11 protein-coding genes and 1 riboswitch are annotated in these 12,365 nt (G+C 56.7%); of the genes, 7 read left to right on the top strand and 4 right to left on the bottom strand.

Translation table 11 applies throughout. The features are described 5' to 3' along the window. The first annotated feature begins 39 nt into the window (after positions 1 to 39). Together folB and bacA are read left to right on the top strand one after the other, a co-directional pair. Positions 40 to 399, top strand: a complete 360-nt coding sequence (gene folB / locus V6944_RS09355; protein ID WP_333498748.1) for a bifunctional dihydroneopterin aldolase/7,8-dihydroneopterin epimerase — start codon at positions 40 to 42, stop codon at positions 397 to 399. A 92-nt stretch (positions 400 to 491) separates the two neighbouring features. Beyond that, positions 492 to 1,313 carry an undecaprenyl-diphosphate phosphatase gene (gene bacA / locus V6944_RS09360; protein ID WP_035893692.1) on the top strand — a complete coding sequence of 274 codons (822 nt, stop codon included), beginning with the start codon at positions 492 to 494 and terminating at the stop codon, positions 1,311 to 1,313. A gap of 10 nt (positions 1,314 to 1,323) precedes the next feature. Here the strand turns inward: bacA and V6944_RS09365 are convergent, their stop codons facing one another. Then, positions 1,324 to 2,565: a multifunctional CCA addition/repair protein gene (locus V6944_RS09365; protein ID WP_333498749.1), complete on the bottom strand. Its 1,242-nt coding sequence runs from the start codon at positions 2,563 to 2,565 to the stop codon at positions 1,324 to 1,326. Positions 2,566 to 2,633: 68 nt separating this feature from the next. Continuing rightward, positions 2,634 to 3,254 (bottom strand): TIGR04211 family SH3 domain-containing protein, encoded by a 621-nt coding sequence (locus V6944_RS09370; RefSeq protein ID WP_333498750.1) that lies wholly within the window; start codon positions 3,252 to 3,254, stop codon positions 2,634 to 2,636. Between the two features lie 234 nt (positions 3,255 to 3,488). Here V6944_RS09370 and V6944_RS09375 point away from each other — a divergent pair, with 234 nt between their 5' ends. Genes V6944_RS09375 through hldE form a run of 3 tightly spaced genes read left to right on the top strand, consistent with a single transcriptional unit; the run spans position 3,489 to position 9,133 of the window. Continuing rightward, a complete protein-coding gene (locus V6944_RS09375) occupies positions 3,489 to 4,790 on the top strand; it encodes a CYTH domain-containing protein (RefSeq protein WP_333498751.1) in 1,302 nt (433 codons plus the stop codon). A gap of 21 nt (positions 4,791 to 4,811) precedes the next feature. Continuing rightward, complete coding sequence (gene glnE / locus V6944_RS09380; protein ID WP_333498752.1) at positions 4,812 to 7,652, top strand: bifunctional [glutamate--ammonia ligase]-adenylyl-L-tyrosine phosphorylase/[glutamate--ammonia-ligase] adenylyltransferase; 2,841 nt, start codon at positions 4,812 to 4,814, stop codon at positions 7,650 to 7,652. 47 nt (positions 7,653 to 7,699) lie between these two features. Continuing rightward, entirely contained in the window at positions 7,700 to 9,133 is a 1,434-nt protein-coding gene (hldE, locus tag V6944_RS09385) for a bifunctional D-glycero-beta-D-manno-heptose-7-phosphate kinase/D-glycero-beta-D-manno-heptose 1-phosphate adenylyltransferase HldE (RefSeq protein WP_333498753.1), read from the top strand. 108 nt (positions 9,134 to 9,241) lie between these two features. Here the strand turns inward: hldE and ubiK are convergent, their stop codons facing one another. Continuing rightward, positions 9,242 to 9,511 carry a ubiquinone biosynthesis accessory factor UbiK gene (gene ubiK, locus V6944_RS09390; protein ID WP_333498754.1) on the bottom strand — a complete coding sequence of 90 codons (270 nt, stop codon included), beginning with the start codon at positions 9,509 to 9,511 and terminating at the stop codon, positions 9,242 to 9,244. Between the two features lie 121 nt (positions 9,512 to 9,632). Continuing rightward, positions 9,633 to 9,782: riboswitch (FMN riboswitch) on the top strand. Between the two features lie 107 nt (positions 9,783 to 9,889). Here ubiK and ribB point away from each other — a divergent pair. Next, positions 9,890 to 10,543 carry a 3,4-dihydroxy-2-butanone-4-phosphate synthase gene (gene ribB, locus V6944_RS09395; RefSeq protein ID WP_333498755.1) on the top strand — a complete coding sequence of 218 codons (654 nt, stop codon included), beginning with the start codon at positions 9,890 to 9,892 and terminating at the stop codon, positions 10,541 to 10,543. Positions 10,544 to 10,606: 63 nt separating this feature from the next. Here ribB and zupT read toward each other — a convergent pair whose 3' ends face one another. After that, positions 10,607 to 11,380, bottom strand: coding sequence for a zinc transporter ZupT (gene zupT, locus V6944_RS09400; protein WP_333496164.1), 774 nt, complete (start codon positions 11,378 to 11,380; stop codon positions 10,607 to 10,609). Positions 11,381 to 11,575: 195 nt separating this feature from the next. On the opposite strand from zupT, the gene ygiD reads away from it, so the two are divergent. Beyond that, positions 11,576 to 12,364, top strand: a complete 789-nt coding sequence (ygiD, locus tag V6944_RS09405; RefSeq protein ID WP_333496163.1) for a 4,5-DOPA dioxygenase extradiol — start codon at positions 11,576 to 11,578, stop codon at positions 12,362 to 12,364. Position 12,365 lies beyond the last annotated feature (1 nt).

A 12,365-nucleotide genomic window follows, 5' to 3' on the forward strand; every position in this document is an offset into this window, starting at 1 on the left:
GAGTGGTATCCGGTTTAGCCTAAAACCAAGCAGGTCGTGATGGATATTGTATTTATAGAGCAACTTTCGGTAATCACCACTATCGGTGTTTATGATTGGGAACAAACCATTGAACAGAAGCTGGTGTTCGATATCGAATTAGGCTGGGATAACCGCAAAGCCGCTGCCAGCGACAACGTGGAGGACTGCCTGAGCTATGCAGATATCAGCGAGGCGGTGGTCAAACACGTCGAAGGGAGTCGTTTTGCGCTGGTTGAACGCGTAGCGGAAGAGTTGGCTGAGCTACTGATGTCTCGCTTTAACTCCCCGTGGGTACGTATCAAAGTCAGCAAGCCAGGTGCAGTCGCCCGCGCAGCCAACGTTGGTGTAATTATTGAGCGTGGCCATAATCTGAAATAAAACATTCAGTCGTCATATAATTTAAACCAAAGTCATTTATACCGGTCTTAGTGCCGGGATTATTTTATTGTTTACTTTTTAAGGGTTTATTAATGAGCGATATACACTCGCTGCTGGTTGCGGCAATTTTGGGTGTGGTCGAAGGACTGACGGAGTTTCTGCCCGTATCCAGTACTGGTCACATGATTATCGTGGGCCATCTGCTGGGGTTTGAAGGTGAGACGGCGGATACCTTTGAAGTAGTTATCCAGCTGGGCTCGATTCTGGCGGTGGTGGTGATGTTCTGGCGTCGCCTGTTTGGGTTGATTGGCATTAACTTTGGGCGTCCGCCGGTTCACGAAGGTGAAGGCTCCGGGCGTTTATCGCTGATTCATATTCTGCTTGGCATGATCCCCGCCGTGGTACTAGGGTTGGTGCTACACGATAAAATCAAATCGCTGTTTAACCCGGTTAACGTGATGTACGCCCTGATTGTGGGCGGCCTGCTGTTAATCGCGGCCGAACTGCTGAAGCCGAAAAAGCCCAGCGCGGTGGGGATTGATGATATGAGCTATCGTCAGGCCTTCGCGATTGGCTGCTTCCAGTGCCTGGCGCTGTGGCCGGGCTTCTCCCGCTCCGGGGCGACGATTTCTGGTGGTATGCTGATGGGCGTGAGCCGCTACGCGGCCTCTGAGTTCTCGTTCCTGCTGGCGGTGCCGATGATGATGGGCGCGACGGTGCTGGATCTCTATAAGAGCTGGCACTTCCTGACCGCTGCCGATATTCCGATGTTCGCGGTGGGCTTCGTGATGGCTTTCCTGGTCGCCCTGGTGGCTATCAAAACCTTCCTGCAGTTGGTGAAACGAATTTCGTTTATCCCGTTCGCTATCTACCGCTTCATCGTCGCAGCCGCTGTCTACGTGGTCTTCTTCTGATGAACTGCCCTCAGTCTTTGGGCTGAGGGCAACGTTTTTCCTTCCAGTTCGCGACCGCCTGAATCCGCCGACGCGTCAGCTCTTCACGAATCTCCGGCCCTTTAAAGCCATCGTCGATAACCTCTTTGTTGCCTACCGCTTTCGCCACCTGCCAGGCTTCACGCAGCAGACGGCCCTGTGGATAGTCGCAGGCTTCAAAATGGGTACGACCACGCACGTCCGCTTCGCTGGTCAGCGCAATCTGTTCTACTCGCTGCGGCTTGCGCCAGGCGTCGATGGCGTCAAACAGCTTCACCAGGGTTTTGGGCTGCAGAATCGGCAGGGTGTGGATGAGATCGTGGAATTCGGCAACCAGCTTTGCCAGGTCGCGCATCTCGTTTGGCACCTTCAGCCGCTGGCAGAGCTGCTCAACCAGCTTCACGCCCGCCGGGCCATGGCCGTGATGGCGAGGCCAGAACGCCTTTGGCGTTAAGCCCTTGCCTAAATCATGGCACAGCGTTGCAAAGCGCACATCAATCTCCGGGCTCAGCATCGCCGCCATGGTCACGGTCATCAGCGTATGGACGCCGGTATCAATTTCCGGATGCCATTTTTCCGGCGCCGGTACGCCGTACAGCGCATCAATTTCCGGGAACAGGACTTTCAGGGCGCCGCAGTCGCGCAGCGTCTGGAAGAAGACCTGAGGGTTGCGGGTGCCGAGTGCGTTTTCCGTCTCTTTCCACACGCGCTCCGCCGTGAGGTGCGCCAGCTCGCCAGCCTCAGTCATCTCGCGCATCAGCGCCATTGTTTCATCGGCAATGCGGAAGCTCAGATGCGCGTAGCGCGCGGCAAAGCGCGCCACGCGCAGCACGCGTAGCGGGTCTTCACCGAAAGCAGGAGATACGTGGCGCAGGATGCGCTGCTGGAGGTCGGACTTGCCGTCGTAAGGGTCAATAATAGTGCCGTCGGCATCCTGAGCGAGGGCGTTGACGGTTAAATCGCGGCGCAGAAGATCCTGCTCCAGCGTAACGTCCGGTGCGGCATAGCAGGTAAAGCCAGTATAGCCCGAGCCTGATTTGCGCTCGGTTCGGGCAAGCGCATACTCTTCGTGGCTTTCAGGGTGCAGAAACACAGGAAAGTCGCGGCCTACCTGCTGGTAGCCCGCGTCGAGCATTTGCTGCGGTGTAGCGCCAACTACCACCCAATCTTTATCTTTGACCGGTAGCCCTAACAACCCGTCCCGAACTGCACCACCGACCAGATAACTCTTCACGCCACGCTTCTCCTCGTCTCTTATCTTTGATGATGATACGAAAGAAGCACAGAGAACGCGAATCGGGGTTAGTTCATCCAGCGATCTTTGCGCTTACGGCTTGGGATGATGTGTGGCAGCACCAGACCGAGAAGCAGACCGATACCCAATACGCCACCGCCGTACATAAACCACTGCATAATAATGGTGCGCTGCTTGTCATCCAGCTGCAGGTTGGCAGCGTTCACTTTTTTCTGCGCGACGATAAGCTCATTCTTAAGCTTCTGGTTTTCATTTTTTAAACCATTAATCACGCTATCGCTCTCAGCGACCTTTTTCTGCATTTCTGCGGTGCGCTGGTTCCAGGTGGTGTCGATATTATTGAGCTTGTCGGTCAGGGTTTTGACCTGATTTTCCAGATCCGGCACACGAGTACGCAGGCTTGGCGTAGCGGTCAGCTCTTTCAGCGGGATCCACGCGGTGCGCCCGTTGCTGTCGCGCACCTGGCCGTATTGGGTCGTATCGTTGGTCTGCAGCAGGGTGACTTCTTCGCCTGCGTTCAGGGAGCCTGCCAGACGGTAGTTATCGCCCGGGCCGCTGCGGACCCAGGTGTTCAATTCGTCGGAAACGTAACGCTTTTCATCAGCGTGCGCGATGGTGGAAGCGGTAAGTGTCAGTAAAGTAATGGCAATTAAGCGTAATTTTGGCATCAGATCATCGTTTTTGTCATAAAAGTGGAACGATAGTAGTGGCAACAGTCTGACGACGCAAAGCATTCTGCGGCAATCAGAATCCTCCAGGAGGAAAAAACGCCATCAGCGATTAGCCCGACAAATTGCGCATTGCATGGCAATTTGTCGCAAAATACTATCTACTGACAAAAAGAATACCTGTAAGTTCGCCACAAAGGTATTTCCGGGCAACGAAACCACAAGAATTCAATCATGGCTCAAGAAATCGAATTAAAATTTATCGTTGATAATGCGGGCGTTGAGACGCTGCGTAACCACCTTCAGACCCTCAATGCCGAGCACACGCCACCGGCTCAGCTGCTGAATATCTATTATGAAACCGCCGATAAGTGGCTGCGCCGCCATGACATGGGGCTGCGTATTCGCGGCGATAACGGTCGTTATGAGATGACGATGAAAATCGCCGGGCGCACCGTGGGCGGGCTGCATCAGCGCCCGGAATACAATATTGATATCAGCACGCCCGAACTGGCGCTCGACAAACTGCCTGCGGAAGTCTGGCCGAACGGTGAGATGCCGGAAGGGCTGGCGGAGCAGGTTCAGCCGCTGTTCAGCACCGATTTCTTCCGCGAGAAGTGGGTGATAGCGCAGGGGAAAAGCCGCATTGAAGTCGCGCTGGATCTGGGTGACGTCAAAGCCGGTGAGCATCAGGAGGCCATCTGCGAGCTGGAGCTTGAACTGCTGAGCGGTGAAACCGCCGACGTACTAACGCTGGCGAAACAGCTGGCGGAAACCGGCCTGCTGCGTCAGGGCAGCCTGAGCAAAGCCGCGCGCGGATATCATCTGGCGCAGGGCAATGAAGAACGCGCGATCAAACCGCTGACTATTCTCTCACTGCCGCCGAAAGCGACGGTAGGCCAGGCGCTGGAAGCGGCGTTAGAAAAAGCGCTTGCCCACTGGCAGTACCACGAAGAGCTGTGGCTACGTGGCAACAAAAAGGCAAAAGTCGAAGTGCTGAATGCCCAGGGTCTGGTGCGCCATATCCTGACGCTGTTCGGCGGTATTGTGCCGCGTAAGGCGAGCGCCGCGCTGCGTGATGGCCTGACCCAGGTTGATGCGCTGATGGCGAGCGATGCGTCCGCACACGATGCGGTGTTCAGCCGTGAAACGGCGCTGACGAAGCTTGCCTATACCGAATGGCTGGTGCTGCGCGGCTGGGAAGCGTTCCTCGACGCCAAAGCAGAGGCCAAACTGGCCGACTCATTTAAACGTTTTGCCGATATTCATCTGTCGCGTCAGGCCGCTGAACTGCGCACCGTTTTCGCCTACCCGTTGGGTGATGCCTACGGTGACCAACTGCCGCGCCTGAAGCGTGATATTAATACCGTTCAGCTGCTGGCCGGCTATTACGACACCGAACAGGCTGACCGCTGGCTGGCGAACTGGCAGGGGCTGCGCCACGCTATCGAAACCCGTCAGCACATTGAAATTGAACATTTCCGTAATGAAGCACTGTCGGTTGAGCCGTTCTGGCTGCACAGCGGAAAACGTTAATTAACTTCAGGGAACCCGCGTATGACGCCGCTTTCTTCGCAGTTACAGCAGCACTGGCAAACACTCGTTGAGCGTGCCCCGGAGGATTTTCCTCTTGAGGCGCTCGGTCGTGAAGCGCAGGCTGTTTTCACCTTTAGTGATTTTGTTCAGCAAAGTTTAACGGCGCATCCTGAGTGGCTGGCGTCGCTGGAAAGCGACCCGCCGCAGGCGGATGAGTGGCGGCAATACGCGGGTTGGCTCCAGGCAGAGCTGGCAGAAGTTTATGATGAAACGGCGCTGATGCGCACCCTGCGGCTGTTCCGCCGCCGGGTGATGGTGCGCATTGCCTGGGCACAGGCGCTGTCGCAGGTATCTGAAGAAGATACGCTACAGCAGCTAAGCCACCTGGCAGAGACCCTGATCGTCAATGCGCGCAACTGGCTCTACGAAGCCTGCTGTCGCGATTGGGGCACGCCGTGCAGTGCAGAAGGCGTGCCGCAGCCGCTGCTGATCCTCGGGATGGGCAAACTAGGCGGCGGAGAGCTTAATTTTTCTTCCGATATCGACCTGATCTTCGCCTGGCCAGAACATGGCAGCACCCAGGGCGGTCGCCGCGAGCTGGATAACGCCCAGTTCTTTACCCGTCTTGGTCAGCGTCTGATTAAGGTGTTGGACCAGCCGACGCAGGATGGCTTCGTCTACCGCGTTGATATGCGTTTGCGGCCGTTTGGCGACAGCGGCCCGCTGGTGCTGAGCTTTGCTGCGCTGGAAGATTATTACCAGGAGCAGGGGCGCGACTGGGAGCGTTATGCGATGGTCAAGGCGCGGATCATGGGCGATGACGATGGCGTATACACCAGCGAGCTGCGGGCGATGCTGCGACCGTTTGTCTTCCGCCGCTATATCGACTTCAGCGTGATCCAGTCCCTGCGTAATATGAAAGGGATGATCACCCGCGAAGTGCGCCGCCGTGGCCTGAAGGACAACATCAAGCTCGGTGCGGGCGGTATTCGCGAAATTGAATTTATCGTCCAGGTCTTTCAGCTGATCCGCGGCGGGCGAGAGCCGATGCTGCAAAGCCGCTCGCTGCTGCCAACCCTCAAAGCCATTGAAACCCTGAATCTGCTGTCGGAAACCGACGCGCAGGCGCTGCGTGAAGCCTATCTCTTTTTACGCCGCCTCGAAAACCTGCTGCAAAGTATCAACGACGAACAGACCCAGACGCTGCCCGGCGACGACCTTAACCGCGCCCGTCTGGCGTGGGGGATGCATTTTGCCGACTGGGCGGCGATGACCGCGCGTCTGGATGCGCTGATGGCCGAAGTCCGCCGCGTCTTTAACGAACTGATCGGCGACGATGAAGAGCCATCGCAGGAAGAGCAGCTTTCAGAATCCTGGCGCGAACTGTGGCAGGACACCTTGCAGGAAGATGACACCCCGTCGGGGCTGGTGCACCTTGGTAACGATGACCGTCATCGCGTGTTGTCGCAAATTACTGATTTCCGTAAAGAGCTGGATAAGCGCACCATTGGCCCGCGCGGGCGTCAGGTGCTGGACTCGCTGATGCCGCATCTGCTGAGCGAAGTGTGCTCGCGTGAAGATGCCACGGTGCTGCTCACGCGAATTACCCCGTTGCTGAGTGGCATCGTCACTCGTACCACCTACCTCGAATTATTAAGCGAATACCCTGGCACCCTAAAGCATCTTATCCGCCTGTGTGCTGCGTCTCCGATGGTGGCAAGCCAGCTGGCGCGCTACCCGCTGCTGCTGGATGAACTGCTAGACCCCAACACGCTTTACCAACCGACGGCGACCGATGCCTATCGTGACGAGCTGCGTCAGTATCTGCTGCGCGTGCCGGAAGAGGATGAAGAGCAGCAGTTGGAAGCGCTGCGCCAGTTTAAGCAGGCGCAGCTGCTGCACATTGCCGCCGCCGATATTGCTGGTACGTTGCCGGTGATGAAGGTCAGTGACCATTTAACCTGGCTTGCAGAAGCGATGATCGATGCCGTTGTCCAGCAAGCGTGGGTGCAGATGGTGGCGCGCTATGGCCAGCCAACGCACCTGCGGGAGCGCCATGGTCGCGGTTTTGCGGTCATTGGCTACGGCAAGCTTGGCGGCTGGGAACTGGGCTACAGCTCGGATCTGGATCTGGTGTTCTTGCATGACTGCCCGATGGATGCGATGACCGACGGTGAACGAGAAATCGACGGCCGTCAGTTCTATCTGCGTCTGGCGCAGCGCATTATGCACCTGTTCAGTACCCGCACCTCGTCCGGCATTCTGTATGAGGTTGATGCGCGTCTGCGTCCGTCCGGTGCGGCGGGCATGCTGGTGACCACCGCCGAATCATTTGCTGATTATCAGCAAAACGAAGCGTGGACCTGGGAGCATCAAGCGCTGGTGCGCGCCCGTGTGGTCTACGGTGACCCGCAGCTGCAGCAGCAGTTCGACGACATTCGCCGACAGATCCTGACCACCGCGCGGGAAGGCAGCGCGCTGCAAACCGAAGTGCGCGAGATGCGTGAAAAAATGCGCGCCCATCTTGGCGGTAAACAGCGCGATCGTTTTGATATCAAAACTGACGCGGGCGGGATCACCGACATTGAGTTTATTACCCAGTATCTAGTGCTGCGCTACGCCCACGAGAAGCCGAAGCTGACCCGTTGGTCGGATAATGTGCGCATTCTCGAACTGCTGGCGCAAAACGATATTATGGACGAGCACGAAGCGCAGGCACTTACCCGCGCCTACACCACGTTGCGCGATGCGTTACATCACCTGGCGCTTCAGGAACTGCCGGGAAATGTCGATTTATCAAGCTTCGTTCGGGAACGCGAACTCGTTAGCGCCAGCTGGAAGAAGTGGCTGGTTCAACCGTGAAATGTGCTATTATCGCGCCAAAATTTTGATTCTCCCAGGAGACAAGAATGAAAGTAACGCTGCCGGAATTTGAACGCGCAGGAGTGATGGTGGTTGGCGACGTCATGCTGGATCGCTATTGGTATGGCCCAACCAGCCGTATTTCCCCAGAAGCCCCGGTTCCCGTGGTGAAGGTGGAAACTATCGAAGAACGTCCTGGCGGCGCGGCAAACGTGGCGATGAACATTGCGTCCCTGGGGGCGGGTTCGCGTCTTGTTGGTTTGACCGGCATTGACGACGCGGCGCGCGCGCTGAATAAAGCGCTGAGCGACGTCAACGTGAAGTGTGATTTCGTTTCTGTACCGACGCACCCCACCATCACCAAGCTGCGCGTGCTGTCGCGCAACCAGCAGCTGATCCGTCTGGACTTTGAAGAAGGCTTTGCCGGCGTGGATCCACAGCCGCTGCATGACCGTATCCAAAGCGGTCTGCCGAACGTTGGCGCACTGGTGCTCTCCGACTACGCCAAAGGGGCGCTGGAAAGCGTGCAGCAGATGATCCAACTGGCGCGCAAAGCGAACGTGCCGGTGCTGATCGACCCGAAAGGCACCAATTTCGAACGCTACCGTGGCGCAACGTTGCTGACGCCAAACCTTTCTGAATTTGAAGCGGTGGTCGGTAAGTGCAAAGACGAAGCCGAGATCGTTGAGCGTGGCATGAAGCTGATTGCTGATTACGATCTCTCCGCGCTGTTGGTGACGCGTTCCGAGCAGGGTATGACGCTGCTGCAGCCGGGCAAAGCGCCGCTGCATCAGCCGACGCAGGCGCAGGAAGTGTACGATGTGACCGGTGCGGGTGATACCGTTATCGGTGTGCTGGCAGCGACGCTGGCCTCCGGCAAAACCCTGGAAGAGGCGTGCTTCTTTGCTAACGCCGCAGCGGGCGTGGTGGTGGGTAAATTGGGTACGTCTACCGTTTCGCCTATCGAACTGGAAAACGCCGTGCGCGGTCGTGCAGATACCGGTTTTGGCGTGATGAGCGAAGAAGAGTTGAAGCAGGCGGTTGCCGCTGCCCGTCGTCGCGGCGAGAAAGTGGTGATGACCAACGGCGTGTTCGACATTCTGCACGCGGGGCACGTTTCCTATCTGGCGAATGCACGCAAGCTGGGGGATCGTCTGATCGTCGCGGTGAACAGCGATGCGTCAACCAAGCGCCTGAAAGGCGAAACTCGCCCGGTTAACCCGCTGGATCAGCGCATGATCGTGCTGGGTGCGCTCGAGTCCGTCGACTGGGTGGTGTCGTTTGAAGAAGATACGCCGCAGCGCCTGATTGCCGGGATCCTGCCGGATCGTCTGGTCAAAGGCGGTGACTATAAGCCAGAGCAAATTGCCGGTAGCGAAGAAGTGTGGGCGAACGGTGGTGAAGTGCTGGTGCTGAACTTTGAAGATGGTTGTTCTACAACCAATATTATCAAGAAGATTCAGAAAGATAGCGAGAAGTAGTGCGCTATTGATGCCGGATGGCGCTACGCTTATCCGGCCTACCACTTCCCGAGCATCCGATTTGTAGGCCGGATAAGGCGTAGCCGCCATCCGGCACTCAACAACGATTTACTCTTTATCGTCCGCAGCCGGTGCCGCCGCACGGTTTTCCAGCTCGCTAATCCGCTGTTCCAGCAGCGCCAGCTTCTCACGCGTACGCAGCAGAACCTGAGTCTGCACATCAAACTCTTCGCGGCTCACCACATCAAGGCGCGTCAGCTGCGACTGGATAACCTGGCGAACTTTCTTCTCAATATCATCACCGAACTCACGCAGACCTTTCGGCATAGACTCGTGGACCTGGCGGGCGATTTGTTCAATTTTTTTCGGGTCGATCATCTCTTGTTCCCTGATTCTGTCGGCATGAAGGCTATTGTAGTGTCTTATCCCGGTGCGATAAACCAGAATTGTTCGAAGCTTATGCATTGCCGAAGATAGTCATTGGCGTTATAGTAAGTACGCTTATTCTCAGGGCGGGGCGAAATTCCCCACCGGCGGTAAATCAGCTACGGCTGAAAGCCCGCGAGCGCTTCCTATGAACATGGGAAGGTCAGCAGATCCGGTGTAATTCCGGGGCCGACGGTTAGAGTCCGGATGGGAGAGAGTAACGATTCAGTTGGGTTAAGCACCCGCTCGCGTTATCTATTTGCCGTTATATCGGCACTCCTAAGACTGCCCTGATTCTGGTAACCATAATATTAATGAGGTTTTTTTACCATGAATCAGACGCTACTTTCCTCTTTTGGTACTCCGTTCGAACGCGTTGAAAACGCGCTTGTTGCTCTGCGCGAAGGTCGCGGTGCGATGGTGCTGGACGACGAAGATCGCGAGAACGAAGGCGACATGATCTTTGCCGCCGAAAACATGACCGTTGAACAAATGGCGCTGACTATCCGTCACGGTAGCGGCATCGTTTGTCTGTGTCTCACCGACGAACGTCGTAAACAGCTGGATCTGCCAATGATGGTAGAAAACAACACCAGCGCTTACGGCACTGGCTTTACCGTCACCATCGAAGCGGCTCATGGCGTGACCACCGGCGTTTCTGCCGCTGACCGTCTGACCACCGTTCGCGCGGCGATTGCCGACAACGCGAAACCTTCCGATCTGAACCGTCCTGGCCACGTTTTCCCACTGCGCGCGCAGGCGGGTGGCGTGCTGACCCGTGGCGGTCACACCGAAGCGACTATCGATCTGGTGACGCTGGCAGGCTTCAAACCAGCAGGCGTGCTGTGTGAACTGACCAACGACGACGGCACCATGGCGCGTGCGCCAGAGTGCATCGAGTTTGCGAAGAAACATAACATGGCGCTGGTGACCATCGAAGATCTGGTAGCCTACCGTCGCGAACACGAGCGTAAAGCCAGCTAATCTAGCGGCCTACGTGATGAAGCCCGGTTTGCGATACGCACCGGGCTTTTTTATTGCCTGACGTTAGCCAATGCCCATCGATTGCAGAATCACCAGGCTCATCCCCATGACCGACATGCCGCACAGCACGCCGTAGCTGGGGTTGTTGTTAGGGTCAATCTCTTTGGCCAGCGGCATCAGTTCATCGACGGAAAGGGCGACCATAATCCCGGCGACCGCCGCCATAATCGAGGCCATCAGCACCGGTGACACCATGCTGCCAAGAATCGCCCACGCCAGCACGCCGCCCAGTATTTCCGCCATGCCGGAAATTCCTGCCCAGAATACCGCTTTGCGCTTTGAGCCCGTGGCGGCGTAGACCGGCCCGGCAACCGCCAGACCTTCAGGAATATTGTGCAGCGCCACGGCGAGCGCAATGCCGAAGCCTAGCTCAAGGTTGTTGCTGGCGGTGACGAAGGTAGCGATACCTTCGGGGAAGTTGTGCAGGCTGATGCCAAGAGTTAACAGCACGGCGGTACGGCGAATGTTGCGCGGCAGCGGCTGAGTGTTTTTCTGCATCAGATCCTGCGGATGCGCATGCGGCAGGGCGTGATCGAGCGCAAAGTAGCCAATCAGGCCGACGACAAACATGCCGTAGCCCAACACCGGCGACATTCCCGGCGTGCCGAGCGCGGCGGGCAGCATCTCCATTAATGAGATCAGCAGCATAATGCCAGCGGCGAAGCCGAGCGAGAAGGCGAGTACCCGGTTAGACGGCTTTTGCCCGATCACCCCGAGTATGGCGCCGATAAAGGTGGCAGCTCCTGCCAGTAATGTCAGAATCAGCGGTACCGACATCGCTTACTCCTTATGATAATGATTATCATTCATGATATTGAAAATCGTCAGCCGTGGCGAGAGGCGACGCTATTCTTTACTTCATCCTTACATTCAAATTTTCTGAAGATCATCATCACGCTTATCTGAGTTTATCCTCACTCAAAACGGGTTAATGTGGTGTTATTAAATTATGCCCTCTGGAAGGATAACATCATGTCTCGTAGCCGAATGCCAGCACTGTTTTTAGGTCACGGTAGCCCGATGAACGTACTGGAAGATAACCTCTATACCCGTACCTGGCGGCATCTGGGTGAAACGTTGCCGCGTCCAAAAGCCATTGTGGTGGTGTCCGCGCACTGGTTCACTCGTGGCACGGGCGTGACGGCGATGGAAACCCCGAAAACGATCCACGATTTCGGCGGCTTCCCGCAGGCGCTGTACGATACCCATTACCCGGCTCCGGGTTCCCCGGCGCTGGCGCAACAGCTGGTTGAACTGCTGGCACCGGTTCCGGTGGCGCTGGATAAAGAGGCCTGGGGCTTTGACCACGGCTCATGGGGCGTGTTGATTAAGATGTACCCGAATGCGGACATCCCAATGGTGCAGTTGAGTATCGACAGCACGAAGCCAGCAGCCTGGCACTTTGAGATCGGACGTAAGCTGGCGAGCCTGCGCGATGAAGGCATTATGCTGGTGGCCAGCGGTAACGTGGTGCACAACCTGCGTACGGCGAAATGGCATGGCGATTCAACGCCTTACCCGTGGGCCACGTCGTTTAACGATTATGTGAAGGCGAATCTGAGCTGGAAAGGGCCGGTAGAAGAGCATCCGCTGGTGAACTATCTGGCGCATGAGGGCGGTTCGCTGTCGAACCCAACGGCGGATCACTTCCTGCCGCTGCTTTATGTGCTGGGTGCCTGGGATGGCGAAGAGCCCATCACGATCCCGGTAGACGGTATCGAAATGGGCTCCCTGAGTATGCTGTCGGTGCTAATCGGTTAAC

It is taken from the genome of Kluyvera sp. CHPC 1.2972 (assembly GCF_036759925.1).
Taxonomy (GTDB): domain Bacteria; phylum Pseudomonadota; class Gammaproteobacteria; order Enterobacterales; family Enterobacteriaceae; genus Kluyvera.